The sequence below is a fragment of the uncultured Flavobacterium sp. genome, from assembly GCF_963975515.1.
Classification (GTDB): Bacteria; Bacteroidota; Bacteroidia; order Flavobacteriales; family Flavobacteriaceae; genus Flavobacterium.
In genome coordinates this window covers 31,313-55,509 of sequence record NZ_CAXBGY010000010.1, presented here as the reverse complement: position 1 = coordinate 55,509, position 24,197 = coordinate 31,313, and the positions used below count along the sequence as shown (strand labels likewise).

21 protein-coding genes are annotated in these 24,197 nt (G+C 30.5%); 9 read left to right on the top strand and 12 right to left on the bottom strand.

Features of this window, described 5'->3' with window-relative positions:
- The first annotated feature begins 106 nt into the window (after positions 1–106).
- Positions 107–979, top strand: coding sequence for a 30S ribosomal protein S6--L-glutamate ligase (gene rimK, locus AAC008_RS11560; RefSeq protein WP_339889441.1), 873 nt, complete (start codon positions 107–109; stop codon positions 977–979).
- A gap of 52 nt (positions 980–1,031) precedes the next feature.
- Here the strand turns inward: rimK and AAC008_RS11555 are convergent, their stop codons facing one another.
- The 3 genes from AAC008_RS11555 to fumC form a co-directional block, all read right to left on the bottom strand.
- Positions 1,032–1,238 (bottom strand): VF530 family protein, encoded by a 207-nt coding sequence (locus AAC008_RS11555; protein ID WP_339889440.1) that lies wholly within the window; start codon positions 1,236–1,238, stop codon positions 1,032–1,034.
- 74 nt (positions 1,239–1,312) lie between these two features.
- Positions 1,313–2,551 carry a peptidase T gene (gene pepT / locus AAC008_RS11550; protein WP_339889439.1) on the bottom strand — a complete coding sequence of 413 codons (1,239 nt, stop codon included), beginning with the start codon at positions 2,549–2,551 and terminating at the stop codon, positions 1,313–1,315.
- A gap of 73 nt (positions 2,552–2,624) precedes the next feature.
- Entirely contained in the window at positions 2,625–4,022 is a 1,398-nt protein-coding gene (gene fumC / locus AAC008_RS11545) for a class II fumarate hydratase (RefSeq protein WP_339889438.1), read from the bottom strand.
- A gap of 187 nt (positions 4,023–4,209) precedes the next feature.
- On the opposite strand from fumC, the gene AAC008_RS11540 reads away from it, so the two are divergent.
- Entirely contained in the window at positions 4,210–4,383 is a 174-nt protein-coding gene (locus AAC008_RS11540) for a hypothetical protein (RefSeq protein WP_339889437.1), read from the top strand.
- A gap of 63 nt (positions 4,384–4,446) precedes the next feature.
- Here the strand turns inward: AAC008_RS11540 and AAC008_RS11535 are convergent, their stop codons facing one another.
- Together AAC008_RS11535 and arsC are read right to left on the bottom strand one after the other, a co-directional pair.
- Positions 4,447–6,906: a TonB-dependent receptor gene (locus AAC008_RS11535; protein ID WP_339889436.1), complete on the bottom strand. Its 2,460-nt coding sequence runs from the start codon at positions 6,904–6,906 to the stop codon at positions 4,447–4,449.
- Between the two features lie 86 nt (positions 6,907–6,992).
- The gene (gene arsC, locus AAC008_RS11530) at positions 6,993–7,334 is read right to left on the bottom strand and encodes an arsenate reductase (glutaredoxin) (RefSeq protein ID WP_339889435.1); all 342 of its coding nucleotides are present in this window, start codon (positions 7,332–7,334) and stop codon (positions 6,993–6,995) included.
- 67 nt (positions 7,335–7,401) lie between these two features.
- On the opposite strand from arsC, the gene AAC008_RS11525 reads away from it, so the two are divergent.
- Entirely contained in the window at positions 7,402–8,337 is a 936-nt protein-coding gene (locus AAC008_RS11525) for a type II CAAX endopeptidase family protein (RefSeq protein WP_339889434.1), read from the top strand.
- 12 nt (positions 8,338–8,349) lie between these two features.
- On the top strand, positions 8,350–9,396 hold the full coding sequence (locus tag AAC008_RS11520; RefSeq protein ID WP_339889433.1) for an AMP-binding protein: 1,047 nt from the start codon (positions 8,350–8,352) through the stop codon (positions 9,394–9,396).
- Here AAC008_RS11520 and AAC008_RS11515 read toward each other — a convergent pair whose 3' ends face one another.
- The 5 genes from AAC008_RS11515 to prfB all read right to left on the bottom strand — a co-directional run bounded on the left by AAC008_RS11515 (position 9,397) and on the right by prfB (position 16,173).
- On the bottom strand, positions 9,397–11,013 hold the full coding sequence (locus AAC008_RS11515; protein ID WP_339889432.1) for a M1 family metallopeptidase: 1,617 nt from the start codon (positions 11,011–11,013) through the stop codon (positions 9,397–9,399).
- A 7-nt stretch (positions 11,014–11,020) separates the two neighbouring features.
- Positions 11,021–11,545 carry a hypothetical protein gene (locus AAC008_RS11510; protein ID WP_339889431.1) on the bottom strand — a complete coding sequence of 175 codons (525 nt, stop codon included), beginning with the start codon at positions 11,543–11,545 and terminating at the stop codon, positions 11,021–11,023.
- 91 nt (positions 11,546–11,636) lie between these two features.
- On the bottom strand, positions 11,637–13,280 hold the full coding sequence (locus AAC008_RS11505) for a pseudouridine synthase (protein ID WP_339889430.1): 1,644 nt from the start codon (positions 13,278–13,280) through the stop codon (positions 11,637–11,639).
- A gap of 76 nt (positions 13,281–13,356) precedes the next feature.
- A complete protein-coding gene (locus AAC008_RS11500) occupies positions 13,357–14,985 on the bottom strand; it encodes a carboxyl transferase domain-containing protein (RefSeq protein WP_339889429.1) in 1,629 nt (542 codons plus the stop codon).
- An 89-nt stretch (positions 14,986–15,074) separates the two neighbouring features.
- Positions 15,075–16,173, bottom strand: a protein-coding gene (prfB, locus tag AAC008_RS11495) for a peptide chain release factor 2 (RefSeq protein WP_339889428.1) whose coding sequence is annotated in 2 segments (ribosomal slippage) — positions 15,075–16,109 and positions 16,111–16,173 — 1,098 coding nt in all. Because the reading frame shifts where the segments join, the coding sequence is not laid out codon by codon here.
- A gap of 47 nt (positions 16,174–16,220) precedes the next feature.
- Between prfB and AAC008_RS11490 the strand changes: the two genes are divergently transcribed.
- Positions 16,221–17,246, top strand: a complete 1,026-nt coding sequence (locus AAC008_RS11490; protein WP_339889427.1) for a GntG family PLP-dependent aldolase — start codon at positions 16,221–16,223, stop codon at positions 17,244–17,246.
- Positions 17,247–17,310: 64 nt separating this feature from the next.
- On the opposite strand, the gene AAC008_RS11485 is transcribed toward AAC008_RS11490, so the two are convergent.
- Complete coding sequence (locus tag AAC008_RS11485; protein WP_339889426.1) at positions 17,311–17,634, bottom strand: YbaB/EbfC family nucleoid-associated protein; 324 nt, start codon at positions 17,632–17,634, stop codon at positions 17,311–17,313.
- Between the two features lie 144 nt (positions 17,635–17,778).
- On the opposite strand from AAC008_RS11485, the gene AAC008_RS11480 reads away from it, so the two are divergent.
- From AAC008_RS11480 to AAC008_RS11470, 3 genes are all read left to right on the top strand, one after another.
- Positions 17,779–19,839 carry a S9 family peptidase gene (locus AAC008_RS11480; RefSeq protein WP_339889499.1) on the top strand — a complete coding sequence of 687 codons (2,061 nt, stop codon included), beginning with the start codon at positions 17,779–17,781 and terminating at the stop codon, positions 19,837–19,839.
- 80 nt (positions 19,840–19,919) lie between these two features.
- Positions 19,920–20,960, top strand: a complete 1,041-nt coding sequence (locus tag AAC008_RS11475) for a cysteine synthase family protein (protein ID WP_339889425.1) — start codon at positions 19,920–19,922, stop codon at positions 20,958–20,960.
- A gap of 134 nt (positions 20,961–21,094) precedes the next feature.
- Positions 21,095–22,582 carry an aminotransferase class V-fold PLP-dependent enzyme gene (locus tag AAC008_RS11470; protein ID WP_339889424.1) on the top strand — a complete coding sequence of 496 codons (1,488 nt, stop codon included), beginning with the start codon at positions 21,095–21,097 and terminating at the stop codon, positions 22,580–22,582.
- Here AAC008_RS11470 and AAC008_RS11465 read toward each other — a convergent pair.
- A complete protein-coding gene (locus AAC008_RS11465) occupies positions 22,579–23,454 on the bottom strand; it encodes a lysophospholipid acyltransferase family protein (protein ID WP_339889423.1) in 876 nt (291 codons plus the stop codon). The two genes, AAC008_RS11470 and AAC008_RS11465, sit on opposite strands and share 4 nt — an antisense overlap.
- Positions 23,455–23,537: 83 nt before the next feature.
- On the opposite strand from AAC008_RS11465, the gene AAC008_RS11460 reads away from it, so the two are divergent.
- Positions 23,538–24,179 carry a rhomboid family intramembrane serine protease gene (locus tag AAC008_RS11460; protein ID WP_339889422.1) on the top strand — a complete coding sequence of 214 codons (642 nt, stop codon included), beginning with the start codon at positions 23,538–23,540 and terminating at the stop codon, positions 24,177–24,179.
- Positions 24,180–24,197: the final 18 nt, after the last annotated feature.

Genomic DNA, 24,197 nt, shown 5'->3' with positions numbered 1-24,197 from the left:
ATTACATTACCTCACTTCATTTTATGTTTTTTTAATTATTTTCTTGATTTCACCAATAATAATCGTAACTTATCAGACTATAATTATAAAAAAAATAACACAATAAATGAAAATTGGAATTCTATCAAGAAACAGTAAATTATATTCAACAAGAAGATTAGTTGAAGCTGGTGAAAAATTAGGTCATGAAATGCATGTAATAGATCATTTAAAATGTGATTTAGTAATAGAAAAGAAAGCACCTTCAATAGTATATAAAGACACAAAGTTAGAAGGTTTTGATGCTATTATCCCAAGAATTGGAGCATCTGTAACGTTTTATGGAACAGCTGTTGTTCGACAATTTGAAATGATGAAAGTTTTTACTGTAGTAGAATCACAAGCATTAGTACGTTCAAGAGATAAGTTAAGAAGTCTTCAAATTCTATCTCGTGCAGGTTTAGGTTTGCCAAAAACTGTTTTTACTAACGACACAAGAAATGTTCAAGCAATTATTGAAGAAGTTGGTGGTGCTCCTTTGATCATAAAATTGCTTGAAGGAACTCAAGGTTTAGGAGTAGTTTTAGCAGAAAATGCAAAAGCGGCTGAATCTGTTTTGGAAGCTTTTCATGGTTTGAAAGCAAGAGTAATTGTTCAAGAATTCATCAAAGAATCAAAAGGTGCAGATATTCGTGCTTTTGTTGTTGATGGACAAGTAGTTGGTGCTATGAAACGACAAGCAAAAGAAGGAGAATTTCGTTCAAACTTACACCGAGGTGGAAGTGCTGAAATAATCGAATTAACAGATGAAGAAGAAACTATGGCAATTAAAGCAGCCAAAGCAATGGGCCTAGGTGTTGCTGGTGTTGATATGCTTCAATCTGCTCGTGGACCGTTAATTCTTGAAGTAAATTCATCTCCAGGTTTAGAAGGAATTGAACGTGCAACGGGTCAAGATATTGCTGGAAAAATAATGAAATATATTTCTAGAAACGTATAATATCTTAAATAAATAGAAAAAGTGTAAAGAAAATCAATTCTTTACACTTTTTTTATTTTATACTTTTCAAATATAATTGTTCTACTTTTTCTCTAGCCCAAGGAGTTTTTCTTAAGAAAGTCAAACTCGATTTTATAGTTGGATTAGAAGTAAAACATTTAATATTTATTTTTTCTCCTAAAATTTCAAAACCATAATCAGCGACTAATTTTTCTAAAATATCGACTAGTTTTATTCCGTGTAATGTATCTTTGTTCATCTTTTTGATGTTCAGATATTCAGAAAACGGATTTTCAGACGTCTAAATATCTGAAAATCCGAATATCCAAAAATCTATTTCTTAGCTGTTAACTCAACGATTTTTACAATAACTTCAGTTGCTTTTACCATACTTTCAACTGGAACATATTCATATTTTCCATGAAAATTATGTCCACCTGCAAAAATATTAGGACAAGGCAAACCTTTATATGATAATTGAGAACCATCAGTTCCACCACGAATTGGTTTGATTAGTGGTTCAATTCCTAATTCTTTCATAGCTTTTTCAGCAATTTCAACAATATGAAAAACAGGAGTTACCTTTTCTTTCATGTTGTAATATTGATCTTTTATAACCACTTCACAAATGTTTTCTCCAAATTGCTTTAGGTAAGAAGCATTAAATTCATCGGCAATAGCATAAATCATTTTTTTGCGAGCTTCAAATTTTTCTTTGTCATGATCGCGTATAATTAATTCAACAGAAGATTCTTCAAGTGAACCATTTAAATGATGCACATGGAAAAATCCTTCATAATCTGTAGTTCTTTCTGGAACTTCATTTTCTGGTAATTTTGCAATAAACTGACTTGCCAATAACATTGAGTTAATCATCTTTCCTTTAGCATAACCAGGATGAACGCTTTTTCCTTTGAAAGTAACTTTCGCTCCAGCTGCATTGAAATTTTCATATTCCAATTCACCAATCTGACTTCCGTCCATTGTGTATGCCCATTCAGCACCAAACTTAGCCACATCAAATTTATGAGCACCACGTCCAATTTCTTCATCTGGTGTAAATCCAACACGAACTTTTCCATGTTTAATTTCCGGATAATTAATTAAATGTTCCATAGCCGTCATGATTTCTGTAATTCCAGCTTTATCATCAGCACCTAATAGAGTAGTACCATCAGTAGTAATAAGGGTTTGTCCTTTATAAAGTAACAAATCTTCAAAATAACTTGGAGATAAAATTATATTTTGTTCTGCATTTAAAACAATGTCTTTTCCATCATAATTTTCAATGATTTGTGGATTTACATTAGCTCCTGTAAAATCTGGAGTTGTATCAAAATGAGAAACGAAACCAATTGTAGGAACTTCATGTTCAACATTACTAGGTAAAGTTGCCATGATGTATGCATTTTCGTCAATGGTTACGTCTTGCATTCCCATTGCTTTTAACTCGTCTACCAATTTGTTTGCCAAATCCCATTGTTTAGCTGTACTTGGTGTTGTATCTGAATTTGGATCAGATTCTGTATCAATTGTTACGTAACTAATGAATCTATCTATTATTTTTTGCATTTTTTATTTTTTATTTTTATTTTCCGTTGGCTAAAGCCGAACGGCAATTCAGCAGTAAACTGCTCGCTGAAAACTATTTTAAAGAGCCAACCATATCTTCGGGTTTAACCCAAGCATCAAAATCTTCTTCCGTTACATATCCTAAACGAACCGCTTCAATTTTTAAAGTTGTTCCGTTTTTGTGAGCTGTTTGAGCAATTTCAGCAGATTTATAATATCCTATTTTAGTATTTAAAGCAGTAACTAACATTAATGAATTATCAACTAATTCTTTAATTCTTGAATAATTGGGAACAATTCCAGAAGCACAATGCTCGTCAAAAGACATACATGCATCACCAATTAATCTTGCTGATTGTAAGAAATTAGCAGCCATCATTGGTTTAAAAACATTTAATTCATAATGACCTTGAGTTCCACCAATTGTGATTGCCACATCGTTACCCATAACTTGAGCACAAACCATAGTTAAAGCTTCAGATTGTGTTGGGTTAACTTTTCCTGGCATAATTGAAGAACCTGGTTCGTTTTCTGGAATAATGATTTCTCCAATTCCAGAACGAGGACCAGAAGCCATCATTCTAATATCGTTTGCAATTTTATTTAATGAAACAGCTAATTGTTTTAATGCTCCATGAGATTCAACAATTGCATCGTGAGCTGCTAAAGCTTCAAATTTGTTTTCAGCAGTTACGAAAGGCATTCCTGTAAATTTTGCAATATATTCTGCTACTTTTACATCATATCCTTCTGGAGTATTTAATCCAGTTCCAACAGCAGTTCCACCTAAAGCTACCTCTGATAAATGAGATAAAGTATTTTTAACCGCTTTTAATCCGTAATTTAATTGAGCCACATAACCAGAAAGTTCTTGTCCCAATGTAAGTGGAGTAGCATCCATTAAGTGTGTACGTCCAATTTTCACTACATTCATATATTCTTTTGACTTTGCAGCCAAGGTATCTCTTAATTTTTCAACTCCAGGAATTGTAACTTCAACCACAGCTTTGTAAGCTGCAATGTGCATTCCTGTTGGATAAGTATCGTTTGAAGATTGTGATTTGTTTACATCATCATTTGCTTTAACAACTGGTTCTCCTTCACCAATTTTGAATCCGGCTAAAACTTGAGCTCTGTTTGCAACAACTTCATTTACGTTCATGTTACTTTGTGTACCAGAACCTGTTTGCCAAATTACTAATGGAAATTGATCGTCTAATTTTCCAGCTAAGATTTCTTCACATACTTGTGCAATGGCGTCTCTTTTTTCAGTTGAAAGAACACCTAAATCACAATTTGCGTAAGCTGCAGCTTTCTTAAGGTAAGCAAATCCCATAATTACTTCTCTTGGCATTGAAGCTGAAGGTCCAATTTTAAAGTTATTTCTTGAACGTTCTGTTTGAGCTCCCCAATATTTTTCTGCAGGAACTTTAACTTCACCCATGGTGTCTTTTTCTATTCTGTATTCCATTTTATTTTGTTGTTTGATAATTAGATTTTTCGATATTTCGATTAATCGAAGAGTCCATTAATCGAATAATCAAATTCCCTTCAAATTTAATCATTCTAAAACCTTTTAAAAAATAATTTGAAGTATTTATTGTTAAAAATAATAATTACTCTATCTTTGAAGAGAATTCATTAAAATCCGGAAAAACATGTTTGAATTTGATCAGTATTTAGGCTTTTTATTATTCTTAACCATCTTAACGATTGGTTTTTGGGTTATGTTCTTTTTAGTTGCATTTGTTCCTTATTGGATTGGTGGTGCAATTATGGAATTAATCAAAGAGAAGAAAAATAAAAACAAAGAAGACGAAGACGAAAAGTAATTTTTGTTTTGAATCAAAAAAAAAGCTCTTTAGTACTAAAGAGCTTTTTTTATATTTTGTATATTATGGTGTTCCCATCATTTCATCTCCACCACCTTCATTACTTCGTTGATTCTCACGTTCTTTTTTCTTGTTGAATCTATAAGTAAAGGCTAAAGTTATTTGTCTTTGTCTCCATTGAAAAGTTGAATAAGAGGAAACATTATCTAAATCTACTGTATTTCTTCTTTTTCTTGTGTTAAATAAATCACTAACATTCAAAGCAAGTGAACCCTTGTCTTTTAAAATATCTTTACTAAACGATAAGTTTACAGTTGTCATATCTAATCGTTTACCTTGTGCATTCTTTTGTGCAGCATTATAAGTTGCATTTGTTTGCCAATCTATTTTATAAGGTAAAGTTACTCTTGATGTTAATCTAGTAAACCAAGTTGAAGCAACATTATCAAAGTTTTGAACTACTTCATCTCCTTGAAAGTTTGTATATGAATAATCTCCTTGATTTTCTACTCTATAAAAATTGAAATTACCATTTAAACGCCACCATTTGTAGGGAGTATAATTCGCATTCATTTCAAATCCTGTTCTATATTCTTTAGCCAAGTTAATTGGAGTACTAATGATTACTGGAGTATTTACAATTACACCGTCAACATTGGTCGTTACAAAGTCACCTGATTCTTTTCTGATGAATTCGAAAGTATTATCAGTAACATTTAAATATATAGAAGAGTTAAAAGTAATTCTGTCCCATTTTTTTAAAAAACCTAAATCTATCACATTGGTATAAGAAGGATTTAAATCTGGATTACCTTGAAAAATATTAATATTACTAGAAAAACTTGAAAAAGGATTTAAGAACCTTCCTCTTGGTCTATTAATTCTTTTACTATAACTTAAAGTAACATTGGTATCATCATTTATTTCATAATTTAAAGTAGCAGAAGGAAAGAAGTTATTGTATTTTTTGGTGTTGTAATCATTGACAGTAATTGAATTTACTTCAATATTACTATCTTCCCATCGTAGGCCAAAAAAGTATGAGAATTTATTAAATTTAGAACCATATTGAGCATAAAATGCATTTACATGTTCTTTATATTCAAGTAAGTTTGTAAAAACAGAATTTTCGTTAACTTTAAAATCGGTTAAGTTATTTTGAAAATTACCACGATAACCAGCTTCGAATCTTGAATCTTTTCCAATTGGTAATACATAATCAGCTTGTAATAAGTTTCTTAATTGCGATTGATTATTAAGCGTAACATCCGTAAAAAGAGTTGAAGGATCACCTACAATTTGGTCATAAATTATTGAGTTTTCATTATCTTGATTTTTAGAAAAAGCAACATTTGCGGTTAATTTATGATCTTCTTTTTCAAATTGTTTAGTAAAAATAGAAGAATATTCAATACTATATTCCTTGCTCAATTGGTCGTTTAAACGATTTCTAACGTAAGTTGGATTAAAATCAGCATCATAATAATTAAAAAAAACATCATCTGGATTTGAGCCTGATTCTTTAGAGAAAGTTAGGGCATGTGTCCAAGAAGCCGTTTTAGTTAAAAATAAATCAATTCCATAATTTGCATTGAATGTTCTATTTAAACGTTGATTAGTTCTTTTTTCATAAATAAAGCTATTCGTTGTTCCATCATTATTAAAATACTGTGCATCAGTTGAAGAATTTCCTGGTGCATCTCTATAGTTATATCCAAAATTTGAAAACAAATTAAACGATTCACTTCTGAAATTAATATTTGATGACAAGCCATAAGCAGCAGGATCACCAACAGAAGCTATAACAGAACCATTTATTCCTTGTGCTTTTCCTTTTCTTAAAACTATATTTATAATTCCACCACCACCTTCAGCATCATAACGAGCAGAAGGATTTGTAATTACTTCGACTTTTTCAACAGAATCTGCTGGTAAAAGTTTTAATGCATCAGCAATATTTATACCTGCTAATCCAGAAGGTCTACCATCAATTAAAATTCTTACATTTTCATTTCCACGTAAGGCTACTGTTCCATCAGGATCAACAGTTACGGAAGGAACATTATTCAAAACATCACTCATTGTGCCCCCTTTAACCATCATGTCTTGTCCAACATTATAAACACGTTTGTCTAGTTTGAATTCAACAGTAGATACATCTGCAATTAATACAACTTCTTGTAGCTGTGAAACATCTGGTTCTAAATAAACTATACCAAAATCAGTATCTGAGTCAATAACCTTATTTTTAACTACAACAGTTTTTAATGAAATAAATTCATAACTAATAGTATAAGTTCCTTTAATAATATTTAAACTGAAACTTCCTTTTTCATCGGTTACACCACCCGTTACTATTTCTGTGTTTTCTGTGTTTCTAAGAACAACTGTTGCATATTCTAATGGTGTATTTGTACTTTTTTCGTAAATTTTTCCACTTACGGTTACTTTAGCCATTTGTGCTATTCCTGAATACGAAATCAAAAGTAAAGTAAAGGCTGATAATAATTTTTTTAGTCTCATTAAATTTGCTGTTTTATTTTTTGTAGATAAGACTGCAAAAATACCCTTTGGTTTAAGCTACGAATCACAAAAGTTTGTTAAAAAATTTATAGAATTTCCTTAATTTTTTCTTTTGGTCTAGCAACAACTGCTTTATTTCCGTTTACAATGATTGGTCTTTCGATTAGTTTAGGGTTTTCTACCATGGCCATTATAATGTCATTATCAGAAAGTTTCTTTCCTTTATATTTTTCTACCCAAATAGCTTCTTTAGTTCTAACTAGTTCCATGGGTTTGTAATTTAGCTTTTTAAGGATATCAACCAATTCTTCTTTATTAAGAGGAGTTTCTAAATATTTTATAATTTCATAAGGCTGATTTATGTCGTCTAATTCGCAAATTCCTTCACGTGACTTTGTACATCTAGGATTATGGTAAATTTTTATCATGTTTTATTAGTTTTGGGTTATAATTTTCGGTAAAAAATACTATTTTAGACAAAAATAAAAAAATAATATGTTTATTGCACAAGGATTAAAAAAAGGTAACGATTTTTGGAAGTATTTAGTTGGTTCTGTTTTTGTAATTCTAGCTTCATTTATTGGTCAAATTCCTATAACGATTGCTGCTCTAATGAAAACACTTTTAGCAGGAAAACCATTACCTACTAATGAAGAAGATTTGTACGCTTTATTTGATTCAAATGCTCTACTTTTTCTAATGTTAATATCGTTTGTGTTTGCAATATTTGGATTATATTTTGTTGTGAGAAAATTTCATAATCAAGATTTTAAAGAAATTATTACTTCAAGAAAAAAGATAGATTGGAAACGATTTTTTGTGGCATTTTCTATTTGGGCAATTATTTCAATCTCACTAATTCTACTATCTTATTTTTCTGGTGATTCTGAAATTGTTTTGCAATTTAATTTAATTCCTTTTTTAATTTTATCAGCTATAGCGCTACTTTTAATTCCCATTCAAACTAGTACAGAAGAATTGGTTTTTAGAGGTTATTTAATGCAAGGTTTTTATAATTTATCAAAAAACAAATGGTTTCCATTAGTAATGACATCTGTAATTTTTGGTGGTATGCATTGGTTTAACCCAGAAGTTGCAGAAATGGGGCCAATTATCATGGTTTACTATATTGGAACAGGACTTTTCTTTGGTATAATTACCCTTATGGATGAAGGAACAGAATTAGCCTTAGGTTTTCATGCATCTAATAATTTAATTTCTGCACTTTTAATTACGGCAGATTATAGTGTTTTGAGAACAAATGCAATCTTCAAAGATTTGTCAAAACCAGAAGTAAATTACGAAATTTTTATGCCTATTCTTTTTTATATTATTTTACTAATAATTTTTACTAAAATTTATAAATGGACTAATTGGAAAGAAAAACTAACAGGAAATCACATAGAAAAATTTAATGAACCAACAATTTAATTTAAAATAAAGATGACAAAATATATTCCTAATTATAAAAATGTTCATAATAAATTTAAACTAAACGGCTTTCACCTTAAGGCAGAAGATTTATGCCGTGTAGCTTATAGTTTTATTAAAGAAGGTGAAGATTTTGAAAAACCTGTTGGTGATTTTATTTTAGATTGGTTTGATACTAAAGATTTTATTGAAATGAAAACTTCGGGTTCAACCGGAAAACCCAAAAAGATTAGAATAGAAAAACAAGCTATGGTTAATTCAGCTTTAGCTACAGGAGATTTCTTTGGTTTAGCAGCTGGTGATACTATTTTGAATTGTTTGCCAGTTCAATATGTTGCTGGAAAAATGATGTTCATTCGTGCCTTTATTTTAGGTTTAGAAATGGATTTTGTGGCACCAAGTTCACATCCTTTAGAAACCATTGATAAACAATACGATTTTACAGCTATGGTTCCGCTTCAGGCTATGAATTCAATTGATTTATTGCATAATTTTAAAACTATTATTATTGGTGGATCTGCAGTTTCTAAAGATTTAGAAAAAATATTGAAACCTATAAAATCAAACATATATGAAACTTATGGAATGACAGAAACCATTACACATATTGCTGCAAGAAAATTGGGAGAAAAAGCATTTACAACTTTACCTAATGTTGTTTTATCACAAGATGAAAACAATTGTTTGTTAATTCATGCTTCAGCTATTTCAGATGAAATTATTCATACAAATGATATTGTAGAGTTGCTTTCTGAAAATAAATTTGTGTTTTTAGGTAGGTTTGATAACGTAATTAATAGTGGTGGAATTAAATTAATTCCTGAACAAATTGAAGCAAAGATGCTACCTTTTATCAAAAACCGTTTTTTTGTAACAGGTAAAGCAGATAAAGAACTGGGAGAACATTTAGTGCTTGTTGTTGAAGGAAAAGAACAACCAATCGATTTGAGTAAAATTACAACTTTAGATAAATATGAAAAACCAAGAGAAGTTATCTTTATAAATAAATTTAAAGAAACTGCAACAGGGAAAATTATTCGAAAAGAGAGTTTGGTTTAATTAATGTACCTTAATATAATATTTATCCGTTCTAACTTTAATTTCATCTGGAATTGAAACAACTGGAATAGGTGATACCTGAAATTCATTAGTTGCCAACAATCTTTTTCTTTTTCCATTGATTTCTATTTCAACTAGCATTTCAAAGTTGGGCTCATCAGTTTGCCATTTGTATTTGAATCTATTTTTATGCTTTTTCAACACTAAAATAGGAATAGAAGTATGTTTTAAATATTGATTGAAAAAAGGTGTCATATCATGACCTAATTCTTGACTAAAAAAATCAATAACCGTTTTAGTATCAATAATTTGCTTTTTGTAAGTGTTCGAATATTTTAACAACATTGCCCACCATTTTGAATCGTTATTTGTGATATGTCTTAAAGTATTCAACATCAACGCTCCTTTATAGTACATATCACCTGAACCTTCTTTATTGACGCCATAAAAACCAATTACTGGTCTATCATTTTGTACATTTTTAGATTGACCGTTGATGTATTTTTGAGCTTCATCATATCCTTTTGTACATTCAACAAAAACTGATTCTGAATAGGTTGTAAAGGCTTCATGAATCCACATATCAGCAATATCTTTACTAGTTATACTGTTTCCAAACCATTCGTGACCAGTTTCGTGAATCGTTATGAAATCAAATTGTAATCCAATTCCTGTTCCAGATAAATCGCGACCCATGTAGCCTTTTTTATATTGATTTCCATAAGCAACTGCACTTTGATGTTCCATTCCTAAATAAGGAGTTTCTACCAATTTATATCCATCTTCATAAAAAGGATATTGTCCAAATTTCTCTTGAAAACAATTCATCATCGGTTTCACATCAACTTCAAAATGAGCTTTTGCTATTTCTTCATTTTCACGAAGTACATAATAATCTAAATCCAATCCATTCAAATTATCATGAATATGAACATAATCTGCAATATTAACCGTGATAGAGTAGGTGTTTATTGGATTTACAACTTCCCAATCCCAACGTGTATAGCCATTCTTCAAATCTTCTTGACCTTTAAATCTTCCGTTTGAAACATTCATTAATCCGTTTGGAACTGCTACTTTTATTGTGGCACCTTTGTCCGGTTCATCGGTTTGTGAATCTTTTACAGGATACCATAAACTAGCTCCAGTTCCTTGCACAGCAACAGCAATAAAATCTTTGCCACTTTTATCTTTTTTGAACACAAAACCACCATCCCAAGGAGCATTTTTAGCAACTAAAGGTTTTCCTGAATAGTAAAAACGAAGCTTTTGTGACGAATTTTGAGGTAAAGTCGAACTAAAATTAATAAAAATAGCATCATTATCTCTTTTATAAGTCAATTTTTGCTTGTTGAAGACAATTGAGTCTACATTCATATTCTCAAATAAATCCAATTGAATTTTCTTTGTGTCTTGTAAAACATCAAACGTAACTTCATTATAACCAAGAATACTTCTCTCTTCTGGATTGATTTTTATATTTAAATCATAACGTTGCACATCATAACAAGAACGCTCAAAACGCATTCCTCCTTGCAGAGAATCTCTACGAGTAAAATTTTGTGCATTGGTTTTAAAAAAACAAAGTGTTACTATAAGTAAGAGTAGGTTTCTCATATTTTATTTATGAATATAATTCATTAAGAATAATTTCAGCACTTTTTGAATATTGAACTTCTTTTGTTTTAGCGTTTAATAGTTCAGGATTTTCTATTGAGTCAAATAAAAATTTATCATCATAACTAACATAAATTTGATGAGTATATCCTTTATTTAAAATTTTCCATTGTTTTTTCTCTTTTTCAGTAAGTTCAATAATGTTGAGAATTGTTTTTTCTTTTACTATTTTGATTTTATTTTTTTTATCCAAAAATAGTTCTACAATTTTTAAATAAACTAAAACAATAGAAATCACACTAAAACATATCACAATTGTTATATAAACTGCCATTTCACCATGAATTTCGTATAATGTTTGATACTCACCCATTCGTCTTGCAGTCCTACTAAGAAAACCAATAGGAATTAGAAAAGTACCTAATGTGATAAAAATTAAAAAGAAAATAAAAGGCTTAGCTGCTTTTAAAGATTCTTTTAACTCTTTTTTAATAAGGTTTTCATCTTGCGAATTGAATGGTTTTTCTATCATTTTTTTTAAATCAAATATATAAAATATTTATGATTTAGTATTATGATTTTAAAAACAAAGATATGTTCAAAAATAATTTCAACAAAAAAACTCAAAACTCAGCTTCGACAGAAAAAGTCATTTCTTCTTTTGAAATTGGATGAATAAACGTCAATTGTTCTGCATGAAGATGAAGTCTGTTGGCTTTTTTTCCATATAAATCATCACCAAGAATTGGAGTTTTTAATCCTAATTCGTGTGAAGCATGAACTCGCAATTGATGTGTCCTTCCTGTAATGGGATAAAAATAGACTTTGGTTTTGTTGTCAATAACTTCAATTTTTTGCCATTTGGTTTTCGCTGTTTTTCCGTGTTCGTAACAAACTAATTGTCTTGGTCTATCATCTAAATCTACACGTAATGGAAAATCTATAAAGCCTTCATTTTCTTGAAGAACTCCGTCTAAAAGAGCAACATATCTTTTCTTAATAGTTCTTTTTATGAATTGACTTTGCAATTCTTTATAAACTTCTTCATTTTTAGCCAAAATCATGATTCCAGAAGTTGACATATCTAAACGATGAACGATTAATGGCCCAGTTGCTTTTGGATATAAATCTTTGACTCTTTGGTAAACAGAATCTTTAATTTGTTTTCCAGGAACAGATAAGAATTCGGCTGGTTTGTTGATTAAAACTAAATAATCGTCATTATAAACTATAGAAATAACTTTTCCTGCTGCAGGATTATTTTCAAACGGATTTTCTTCCATGTCTAAACCATCCAACATGTGTTGCATTAAAATAGGTTCGCATTTGCTTTTACAAGCCGGATAAAATTGTTTGTGCTTTCTGATTTCTGAATTGGGTGATTTTCCCCACCAAAATTCAGCCATAGCAATGGGTTTTAACTTATTGGCAAAAGCATAATGCAATAACTTGGGAGCAGCACATTCCCCTGCACCAGCTGGTGGATTTTCTTCGAAGATTTCTCCAATACTTTTTAGAATTCCAAATTGATTTAGAAAAGCATATTCAGCAAAAAGTCTTTGTTGTAAAGCAGCAGATTTTTGTTTTCTCTCTAATTTTAAAGTTTCAATTTTTGAATTAATTAAGTCGAATTCTTTCTGGGAATCTTGAATTTTGTAGTTCCAGAATTGTGTCATTTTTTTTAACAGAATTCCTTCTTGTTTACTAGCTTCTTTTAATTCTTCTTCGTTGAATGAATTTGATTTTCGAATTTCATCACGCAACTTTTTCTGAACTTTGATGTTATTCTTTTGGTTTTGAATATCGTTGAAAGCTTCTGTTTTAGTTTTTTCTAAATTTTTAAAAACCTTCTTATAATTTTCAGATTCTTTTAGGCTTTCAATTTCTGAAGTGATTTGGTTTAAATTCTCTTCACCAATTTTATAAAATCCTTTTGCATCCAACATATCATAAACCGTTGGAACAAATTTGTCATGATGATTAGAATCTGCTAATTTTCCAGAAAAAGCCCATAAATAACCTAATTCTCCAACTTCATTCTGACAAACTAAAACACCAAACATTTTTCCGATTATTAAACCTTTTTGAGTTGCATCTAAACCAAAATTATGTTCAAAATCAGTTTGTGTTTCTAAATAATTTTGTAATTCAGTTGAAGCAATTATGCTTAACTCATGAGGTTCATAATAAAATGGAAATGTAAATTTTTCAGGTAAAGAAATACCTGAGATGTTTGTTTTGAAAGGTTGAAATTTATGGCTAATCATTTGACAAATATACTTTCTAAAAAAGAAAAATCCACTGAAAATTCAATGGATTTTATATAATAATTTTAAGTTTGAATTATACTTGTATCACACCTAAATTAAATTTTTTCTCAATAGGTGAGTGGTTAGCCGCTTCAATTCCCATAGAAATCCAAGTTCTTGTTTCTAATGGATCAATGATTCCATCAGTCCATAAACGTGAAGCTGCATAATAAGGAGAAACCTGTTCGTCATAACGCGCTTTGATTTTATCAAATAATTCTTGTTCTACTTTTTCATCCACAACTTTTCCTTGTTTCTTTAAGGAAGAAGCTTCAATTTGCGCTAAAACTTTTGCCGCTTGAGTTCCACCCATTACAGCTAATTCAGCACTTGGCCAAGCAAAAATTAATCTTGGATCATAGGCTTTTCCACACATGGCATAATTTCCTGCACCATAACTATTTCCAATAATAACTGTGAATTTTGGAACAACCGAATTGGCAACAGCATTTACCATTTTGGCACCATCTTTAATGATTCCTCCATGTTCTGATTTACTTCCAACCATGAATCCTGTTACATCTTGCAAGAATACTAACGGAATTTTCTTTTGGTTGCAATTCGCAATAAAACGAGTCGATTTATCAGCAGAATCTGAATAGATTACACCACCAAATTGCATTTCACCTTGTTTAGATTTTACTACTTTTCTTTGATTGGCAACAATTCCAACTGCCCAACCGTCAATACGTGCATAACCAGTAATTATAGTTTGACCATAACCGGCTTTGTATTCATCAAATTCAGAATTATCAACCATACGATTGATGATTTCCATCATATCATATTGTTCGTTACGAGCTTTTGGTAAAATTCCGTAAATTTCTTTAGGATCTAAAGCTGGTTTTTGTGCTTTTACACGATTGTAACCTGCTTTGTCAAAATCACCAATTTTTCCAACGATATTTTTAATTCTATTTAAAGCGTCTTTATCATCTTTAGCTTTAAAATCAGTTACACCACTAATTTCGCAATGTGTTGTTGCTCCACCAAGTGTTTCGTTATCAATAGATTCTCCAATAGCAGCTTTAACTAAATAACTTCCCGCTAAGAAAATACTACCCGTTTTGTCAACAATCATAGCCTCATCACTCATGATAGGCAAATAGGCACCACCAGCAACACAACTTCCCATAACGGCAGAGATTTGAGTAATTCCCATACTGCTCATAATGGCATTATTTCTAAAAATTCTTCCAAAATGTTCTTTATCTGGGAAAATTTCGTCTTGCATTGGTAAATAAACTCCAGCAGAATCCACTAAATAGATGATTGGTAATCTGTTCTCCATTGCAATTTCTTGCGCACGAAGATTCTTTTTTCCTGTAATTGGAAACCAAGCACCAGCTTTAACAGTAGCGTCATTGGCAACGATAATACATTGTTTTCCAGAGATATAACCTATTTTAATAACTACACCACCAGAAGGACAACCACCGTGATCTTCATACATTCCATCTCCAACAAAAGCCCCGATTTCAATACTTTTAGACTTTTCATCTAATAAATAATCGATACGTTCACGAGCTGTCATTTTTCCTTCTCCGTGTAATTTTTCGATACGTTTTTGTCCACCACCCAATTTTACTTGAGCAAATCTTCGTTTCATATCAGAAAGTAATAACTTATTGTGGTCTTCGTTTTTGTTGAAATTTAAATCCATTTAATATATTTTTATTTATTTTCCGTTGACTAAAGCCGAACGGCAATGATAATTTTATTTTCTGTTATCTAATATCTGATAATCTTTTTTTATTCCTCCTCTTTTTGACCCATTAACATTAAATAGGCTTTTAAGAATTTGTCAATATCTCCATTCATTACAGCATCAACATCGCTAGTTTCAGCTCCAGTTCTTACGTCTTTCACCAATTTATAAGGCTGCATTACGTAATTTCTTATTTGTGAACCCCATTCAATTTTCATCTTACCAGCTTCAATATCACTTCGTTGCGCTAATTGTTTTTTTAATTCAATTTCGTACAATTGTGACTTTAGCATTTGCATGGCTCTATTACGATTGTCGTGTTGCGAACGTGTTTCTGAACATTGAATTTGAATGCCTGATGGTTTATGAAATAACTGGACTTTTGTCTCAACTTTATTCACATTTTGACCACCAGCACCGCTTGAACGAGCTGTTGTAATTTCAATGTCAGCTGGATTGATTTCTATTTCAATCGTATCATCCACCAATGGATAAACATATACAGAAGCAAATGATGTATGACGTTTAGCGTTACTATCAAAGGGAGAAATTCTTACTAACCTATGAACTCCATTTTCACCTTTAAGGTATCCAAAAGAAAAATCCCCTTCAATTTCTAATGTCACGGTTTTTATTCCAGCAACATCACCTTCTTGATAATTTAATTCCTTGATTTTGAATTTTTGCTTTTCGGCCCACATCATATACATACGCATAAGCATGGCAGCCCAATCGCAACTCTCTGTTCCACCAGCACCAGCCGTAATTTGAAGTACTGCACTTAAACTATCACCTTCATCGGAAAGCATATTTCTAAATTCAATATCTTCAATATGAGTGATTAACTCATCATAATAAGATTCAACTTCTTCATCGGTCATTTCACCTTCTTTGTGAAAATCCAACATAATTTGAAGTTCTTCATTCATTTCCACAGCTTTTGTGTAATCTTCTACCCATTTTTTCTTTGAGCGTAAGTCTCTTACAACAATTTCTGCCTCTTTGGCGTTATTCCAAAAGTCAGGTGCAAATGTTTTTTCTTCTTCGTTGGCAATCTCAATTAATTTTCTATCGACGTCAAAGATACCTCCTTAACGCACCAAGGCGATTAATAATATCCTTTACATGTTCTGTATTTATCATAATTTATGTAATTTTACACCACAAAAATAGTGATTCCTTTTGATTCTATGGAAATAAATTTAATAAGTGATACCGTAACAAAACCAAGTGTTGGAATGTTACAAAAAATGTTTAATGCAAAAGTTGGTGATGATGTCTATAAATCAGACCCTACTGTAAATCTTTTTGAAGAAACAGTAGCTGATTTATTTGGTATGGAATCTGCGCTTTTTTTTCCTTCGGGAACGATGGCAAACCAAACTGCTATAAAATTACACACCAATCCTGGTGAACAAGTTATATGTGATAAATATTCTCATATCTATCATTATGAAGGTGGAGGAGCATCTTTTAATAGTGGTGTTTCATGTAACTTACTTGATGGAAAAAGAGGCTTGATTACTGCAGATTTAGTTAAAACAGGGATCAATGATCCGGAGTTTTATCATGCACCTTTAACTTCTTTGGTAAGTATTGAAAATACAACCAATAAAGGAGGTGGAGCTTGTTATGAATTGAGAGAACTTCAAAAAATTAAGCAAGTTTGTGAAGAGAATAAGTTAAAATATCATTTAGATGGTGCTCGTTTATGGAATGCTATTGTAGCCAAAAAACAACATCCAAAAGAATTTGGAAAATTATTTGATACTATTTCTGTTTGTTTTTCAAAAGGTTTGGGAGCACCGGTTGGTTCTGTTTTGATTGGGACTAAAGAGGATATGAAACGCGCTTTAAGAATCCGTAAAATATTTGGTGGAAACATGCGTCAGTCTGGTTATTTAGCTGCAGCGGGATTATATGCTTTAGAAAATAACGTAACCCGTTTAGAGGAAGATCATAAAAAAGCTAAAGAATTAGAAGAGTTATTGCTTTCTTTTTCTTGGATTGAAAGTGTTGAACCTGTAGAAACAAATATTATTATTTTCAAATTGAGAGCATCCATTAATGAAAAGATATTTATGGAGAAATTAAAACAAAAAAACATTCATATTAGCTCAATGGGACACGGAAAATTAAGAATTGTGACCCATTTAGACTATAAAGAAGTGATGCATACTTATGTAAAAGAAACATTCAGTAAGTTTCATTTTTAAAAATTTCTCATAATAAAAATACACCAAAACTCATCTAGAATTATGAGTTTTGGTGTCTTTTGTTTTATCCAAACATGTCCATTCCTGGAATATTTGGCATGCCTTCTTTGGCTACAGCTGCTAATTCTATTTCGTTGATGTTAGTTGCTTTTTCAATAGCTTTATTAAAAACGGTAACTAAATAATCTTCCAGCATTTCTTTATCATTCAATAATTCATCACTAATTGAAACATTTTTTATAGTTCTATTAGCTGTTAAAGTAACTTTTAATAAACCATCATTGCTTTGTTCATCTACAAGAACGTGGTCTAATCTTTTTTTAGTTTCTTCAACTTTTTGTTGGGTTTCTTTAAGTTTACCCATCATATTCATCATATCTCCAAACATTGTTAATAATTTAATTGTTAATTAAAAAACAAAATTACTAAATTGCATTAGAAAATCAATCTAAAAAATATGAAAAACAACCTATTTATTATTGCATTATGCCTTATTTTTGCAACTTCTTGTAAAAAAAATAAAGAATCAAAAATGAGTCAAAATATTGCGCCTCCTATGGCAAAAGTAAAGGATACGATTTTAGAAAAACATGGTGACAAAAGAAACGATCCTTATTATTGGTTAAATGACAGAGAAAATCCAGAAGTTATTGACTACTTAACAAAAGAGAACGAATATTACGATAAAATCACAGCACATACCAAAGCTTTTCAAAAGGATTTATTTGAAGAAATGAAATCTCGAATTAAAGAAGATGATGAGTCTGTTCCTTATTTTTATAACGGTTACTATTACATGACTCGTTTTGAAAAAGGGCAAGATTATCCTATTTATACAAGAAAAAAAGGAAGTTTGTCGTCTAAAGAAGAAATTATCTTCAATTGTAATGAAATGGCAAAAGGACATTCTTATTTTAGCTTAAATGGTTTAAGTGTGAGTGAAGACAATAAATGGGTTTCTTTTGGTATAGATTTAGTTTCGAGAAGACAATATACTATCCAAATCAAAAATTTAGAGACTAACGAAATTCTTCCTGAAAAAATCGAAAACACTAGTGGTGGAGCAACTTGGGCAAGTGATAATAAAACAATTTTTTATGTAAAAAATGATGTTAAAACATTACGTTCTGATAAAATTTACCGTCACACTTTAAATACTCCATCTTTAAAAGATGTTATGGTATATGAAGAAAAAGATGATACTTTCAATACGTTTGTATATAAAGAAAAGTCAAAAAAATACTTAGTTATTGGTTCGTCAAGTACTTTGACAAATGAATATCAAATAATTGAATCAGATAATCCAACAGGAGAATTCAGATATTTTCAAAAAAGGGTTCGTGGTTTAGAATACAGTATTTCTCACTTTGGTGATAGTTTTTATATTGTTACCAATAAGGATAAAGCGACTAACTTTAAGTTGATGAAAACGAATGTAAATAGCACTTTACAAGAAAATTGGACAGATGTTATTCCGCACAGAAAAGAAACTTTATTAGAAGGAGTTGATATTTTTAAGGATTACTTGGTTGTTGAAGAAAGAACTGATGGTTTACATAAAATTCAAATTAGACCTTGGAGTGGAGTAGGAGCTTACTATTTGCCTTTTGAAAGTGAAACTTATACTGCTTATACAACAACAAATCCCGATTTTGATACAGATATACTTCGATATGGTTATCAGTCGCTTACAACACCTTCTTCAGTTATAGATTTCAACATGAAAACTAAAGAGAAGAAAGTTTTAAAAGAACAAGAAGTATTAGGAGGAAAATTTGATAAAGAGAATTATATAGAAGAAAGAATCTGGGCTACAGCAGAAGACGGGACAAAAATTCCAATTTCTTTAGTATATAGAAAAGGGATGAAAAAGAATGGTGAAAATCCTGTTTTACAATATGCTTATGGTTCATACGGATATTCAATGGATGCACATTTCTCGACTACTCGTTTAAGCCTTTTAGATAGAGGTTTTATTTATGCAATTGCGCATATTAGAGGAGGAGAAGATTTAGGAAGAGAATGGTATGAAAACGGAAAATTATTAAAGAAAATGAATACGTTTACTGATTTTGTAGATTGTTCAAAATATTTAATAGGTCAAAAATACACCTCACCTAAACATTTATATGCAGAAGGTGGTTCAGCCGGTGGTTTGCTAATGGGCGTTGTAGTAAATATCGCACCCGAATTGTACAATGGAGTTATTGCACAAGTTGCTTTTGTAGATGTAGTAACAACTATGTTAGACGAATCAATTCCATTAACAACTGGTGAGTATGATGAATGGGGAAATCCTAACGATAAAGTGTATTATGACTATATGAAGTCTTATTCACCATATGATAACGTAAAAGCACAAAATTATCCTAATATGTTAGTAACTACGGGTTTACATGACTCACAAGTACAATATTGGGAACCAGCTAAATGGGTTGCCAAGTTACGAACAAAAAAAACTGATAAAAATATTTTATTGCTACATACTAACATGGATGCCGGTCATGGTGGTGCTTCTGGACGTTTTGAACAACTAAAAGAATTGGCAAAAGAGTTTAGTTTTCTATTAGATTTAGAAGGAATTGAGAAATAATAAAAATTTTTTATAAATTTGCAAGGTTTTAAGGTTGCCAAAAAAATCTATAAAAGTTTACCTTGACTAACATATTATTTATGAAAGAACAAATAAACGCTTATAATAACGTTTTAGAACTTATTGGGAATACTCCTCTTATTAAGCTTAATAAAGTTACCGAGAATTTAGAAGGAAATTTCTATGCAAAAGTAGAAGCCTTTAATCCAGGTCACTCAACAAAAGACAGAATTGCATTATACATAATTGAAGAAGCTGAAAGGCAAGGAATATTGACTCCTGGAGACACTATAATTGAAACTACTTCTGGAAATACTGGTTTTAGTATTGCAATGGTTAGTATCATTAAAGGATATAACTGTATTTTAGCAGTTAGTTCAAAGTCTTCAAAGGATAAAATAGACATGTTACGCACAATGGGAGCAAAGGTATATGTATGCCCAGCTCACGTTTCTGCAGATGATGATCGTTCGTATTATAATGTAGCTAAACGTTTGCACGAAGAAACTAAAGGTTCTGTTTATATCAATCAGTATTTTAATCAATTGAATATTGATGCGCATTACAAATCAACTGGTCCAGAAATTTGGGAACAAACTAAAGGACAAATTACACACTTGGTTGCTTGTAGTGGAACTGGAGGAACAATTTCGGGTGTTGCAAAATACCTTAAAGAGCAAAACCCAAACATCAGAATTTTAGGAGTTGATGCTTTTGGTTCTGTATTGAAAAAATACCATGAAACAAAAGAATTCGATAACGACGAAATTTATCCATACAGAATTGAAGGTTTAGGTAAAAACTTAATTCCAACAGCTACAGATTTTGATGTTATTGATAAATTCATGAAAGTTACAGATGAAGAAAGTGCTCACACAGCTAGAGAATTAGCTAAAACTGAAGGGTTATTCGTAGGATATACTTCTGGAGCTGCATTACAAGCTGTAAAACAATTTTCAGAAGAAGGAGAATTTAACGAAAATAGCAATGTTGTAGTTATATTTCCTGATCATGGTTCGCGTTACATGAGTAAAGTATTTAGTGATGATTGGATGAGCGAACAAGGTTTCTTTGATAGTGTAAATATTGAAGAAGCGCAAAAAATAGAGTTTATAAAATAATACCAAATTATAAATACATAAAAACCTCCAAATTTTGGAGGTTTTTTGTTTTCAATAGAATTGTTACTTACATTTATTCGTTAAAAAATTCAGTGTTATTTATATAAACCTTATTTTTGCACAAACAATCAACTATGAATACCATTCAAAATAAAACTCAATTAGAAGAATATTTTCAAAAATTTAGAAAAAATATAATTGGAATTAATCAACAATTTGAAACTCCTTTTGGAAAAAAACCTATTATTTATACTGATTGGACGGCAAGTGGTAGATTATATCGACCAATTGAAGAAAAAATATGCAACGATTTTGGACCTTATGTAGCCAATACGCATACTGAAACTTCTGTTACTGGGAAAACTATGACTATTGCTTATCACAAAGCAAAAAATATCATAAAAAAACATGTTAACGCTAATGAAGATGATGTCCTAATTAATTTTGGAACAGGAATGACAGGTGTAGTTAATAAATTACAACGAATTTTAGGATTAAGGATTCCAGAAAATCTAAAAGAATATACAATAATTCCAGATGCTATTAAACCAGTGGTTTTTATTTCGCACATGGAACATCATTCTAACCAGACTTCATGGTTAGAAACTATTGCAGATGTTGTTATAATTCCAGCAGATAAAGACGGATTATTTTGTCTTAAAGAGTTTAAAAAACTATTAGATCAATATAACGACAGAAGTTTTAAAATAGCTTCTATCACTTCATGTTCAAATGTTACAGGAATTATTACTCCATATTATGATGTAGCTAAATTAATGCATCAAAATAATGGTGTTTGTTTTGTAGATTTTGCCTGTTCTGGACCATATGTTGAAATTAACATGCATCCAGAAGATAAAGAATGTTATTTAGACGCTATTTTCTTTTCTCCACATAAATTTTTAGGAGGTCCTGGAACTTCTGGAGCTATGCTTTTTAATAAAAATTTATATAAAAATAATGTACCAGATTGTCCTGGTGGAGGAACTGTTTCTTGGACAAATCCTTGGGGAGAACATAAATACATAGATAATATTGAAGATAGAGAAGATGGTGGAACTCCAGGTTTTCTTCAGGTTATTAAGACTGCATTAGCTATTCAGTTAAAAGAACAAATGGGTATTCAAAATATTTTGCAAAGAGAACACGAAATTGTAGAGTATGTTTTTGAAAGCTTAGGAAATACCGAAAACATTAACATTTTAGCCAAAGATCAAAAAGAAAGATTGGGTGTGTTTTCATTTTATATTGATGACTTGCATTTTAATTTAGGGGTAAAATTATTAAATGATAAATTTGGAATTCAAACACGTGGTGGTTGTAGTTGTGCAGGTACTTACGGACATTATTTATTGCATGTTGATCAAGAAACTTCAAACAACTTAGTTTGTCAAATAGCATCTGGAGATTTAATTCAAAAACCAGGATGGATTCGTATGTCAATTCACCCAACAACAACAACTGAAGAAATTCAGTTTGTATGTGATAGTATTAAAGAATTAGCACAAAACCATAAAGAATGGGCAAAAGACTACAGTTATAATTCAAAAACAAATGAATTTGATTATAACGGAAAAGTGGCTTGTGATCAAGAAATGGTAGAAGAGTTATTTAAGTTTTAACTATCACGTCTATGTTTCCAACGTTTATGTGTCCATAAGTAAAATTCTGGAGCTTCATAAATTTGTTTTTCAACTCTACTTATGAAATCGTCTGTAATTTCAAAACGTTTGGTTTCTTTTGGATTTTCAGCCATTAATTCGAAAGCTCCTTCATAATAACCTCTTTTTACTTTTTTGGTTCTTAGAAATATGACATTCATATCGTAGCGTTTGGCTAAAAATTCAGCTCCTGTATGTACTGGAGTTTCAATTCCCATAAATTTGCACCAATGCAAAGCTTTTTCAACTTTAGGAGATTGATCACTAGCAAATCCATATAAACTTAAAATACCTTCTTTCTTATTTTTATCTATAATCGAAGCTGTTTCTTTTGTAGTAATTAATGTTGCTTTAAACTTTGAACGAATATCATGAACTAATCTGTCAAAATATTTATTAGCTATTCTTTTATAAATTCCATATCCTTTAAAAGAGATGTAATGATTCATAGAAACTGTCCATTCATAACTCGCATAATGAGCACATAAAAGAGCAATACTTTTGTTTTGTTTTTCTAAGTCTTTATAGACTTCTAAATTAGTAAAAACATACCTTTTCTCAATTTGTTTCTTTGTTATGGAAAGCGTTTTAATCATTTCAAGAAACATATCACACATGTGTTTAAAGAATTTCTTTTCAATGATATCTCTTTCTTCTTTTGATAAATGCGGTAAAGCTAAAGCTAAATTTTCTCTAACGGTTCTTTTTCTGTATTTTATTATTCTATAAACAATAAAATATACAAAGTCTGATAATAAGTATAATAACCTAAAAGGTAATATGGAAATTAACCATAAAATAGGGTAAAATATAATGAAAATTAATAACTGCATTCTTTAAAATTTTTACAAATATACTTATAAATTATAGTATAGCATTACATCAATTTTTTTACATTTACAAAAAAACAAAATTAATGGATATTTTACTTATTGCTATTATTGCTATAAATGTAATTGTAAGTTTTAAAGGGTTTAACGACCAGTTATTTTTCAGAAAATACGAGTTTCATATTGGGAGTATTAGAGCAGGTGAACAAATAAGAATGTTAACATCAGGATTTATTCATGTGGATATTGCTCACTTAGCTTTTAATATGTTAACATTGTTTTTTTTTGCACCCATAATCTTAAATCAATTTAATGATCTTTGGTTTTTATACATCTATTTTGGAAGTTTAGTTGCAGGAAGTTTATTAACTTATTATTTTCACAAAGAGGAATACAATTATAGAGCTGTTGGTGCGTCTGGTGCTGTAACAGGAATTATTTATAGTGCAATTTTATTATATCCTGAGATGGATTTATACTTGTTTTTTATTCCTATTGGAATTCCAGGTTATGTTTTTGGAATTGGCTACTTGTTGTATTCTATTTACGGAATGAAAACGAAACGAGACAATATAGGTCACACTGCCCATTTTGGAGGTGCAATAGGAGGTTATGTTATTACTTTGGCAAAAGAGCCTCATATGTTCCTAGATAATACTAAAATGGTCGTTTTATTAGCAATTCCGATTATTATTTTATTCTATATGCATAAAACTAAAAAATTATAGCTTTTGGCATGCAATTTG

Coding starts and splice junctions, on each gene's coding strand:
- rimK (WP_339889441.1), top strand. CDS start 107: ATGAAAATTGGAATTCTATCAAGAAACAGTAAATTATATTCAACAAGA.
- AAC008_RS11555 (WP_339889440.1), bottom strand. CDS start 1,238: ATGAACAAAGATACATTACACGGAATAAAACTAGTCGATATTTTAGAA.
- pepT (WP_339889439.1), bottom strand. CDS start 2,551: ATGCAAAAAATAATAGATAGATTCATTAGTTACGTAACAATTGATACA.
- fumC (WP_339889438.1), bottom strand. CDS start 4,022: ATGGAATACAGAATAGAAAAAGACACCATGGGTGAAGTTAAAGTTCCT.
- AAC008_RS11540 (WP_339889437.1), top strand. CDS start 4,210: ATGTTTGAATTTGATCAGTATTTAGGCTTTTTATTATTCTTAACCATC.
- AAC008_RS11535 (WP_339889436.1), bottom strand. CDS start 6,906: ATGAGACTAAAAAAATTATTATCAGCCTTTACTTTACTTTTGATTTCG.
- arsC (WP_339889435.1), bottom strand. CDS start 7,334: ATGATAAAAATTTACCATAATCCTAGATGTACAAAGTCACGTGAAGGA.
- AAC008_RS11525 (WP_339889434.1), top strand. CDS start 7,402: ATGTTTATTGCACAAGGATTAAAAAAAGGTAACGATTTTTGGAAGTAT.
- AAC008_RS11520 (WP_339889433.1), top strand. CDS start 8,350: ATGACAAAATATATTCCTAATTATAAAAATGTTCATAATAAATTTAAA.
- AAC008_RS11515 (WP_339889432.1), bottom strand. CDS start 11,013: ATGAGAAACCTACTCTTACTTATAGTAACACTTTGTTTTTTTAAAACC.
- AAC008_RS11510 (WP_339889431.1), bottom strand. CDS start 11,545: ATGATAGAAAAACCATTCAATTCGCAAGATGAAAACCTTATTAAAAAA.
- AAC008_RS11505 (WP_339889430.1), bottom strand. CDS start 13,280: ATGATTAGCCATAAATTTCAACCTTTCAAAACAAACATCTCAGGTATT.
- AAC008_RS11500 (WP_339889429.1), bottom strand. CDS start 14,985: ATGGATTTAAATTTCAACAAAAACGAAGACCACAATAAGTTATTACTT.
- AAC008_RS11490 (WP_339889427.1), top strand. CDS start 16,221: ATGGAAATAAATTTAATAAGTGATACCGTAACAAAACCAAGTGTTGGA.
- AAC008_RS11485 (WP_339889426.1), bottom strand. CDS start 17,634: ATGTTTGGAGATATGATGAATATGATGGGTAAACTTAAAGAAACCCAA.
- AAC008_RS11480 (WP_339889499.1), top strand. CDS start 17,779: ATGAGTCAAAATATTGCGCCTCCTATGGCAAAAGTAAAGGATACGATT.
- AAC008_RS11475 (WP_339889425.1), top strand. CDS start 19,920: ATGAAAGAACAAATAAACGCTTATAATAACGTTTTAGAACTTATTGGG.
- AAC008_RS11470 (WP_339889424.1), top strand. CDS start 21,095: ATGAATACCATTCAAAATAAAACTCAATTAGAAGAATATTTTCAAAAA.
- AAC008_RS11465 (WP_339889423.1), bottom strand. CDS start 23,454: ATGCAGTTATTAATTTTCATTATATTTTACCCTATTTTATGGTTAATT.
- AAC008_RS11460 (WP_339889422.1), top strand. CDS start 23,538: ATGGATATTTTACTTATTGCTATTATTGCTATAAATGTAATTGTAAGT.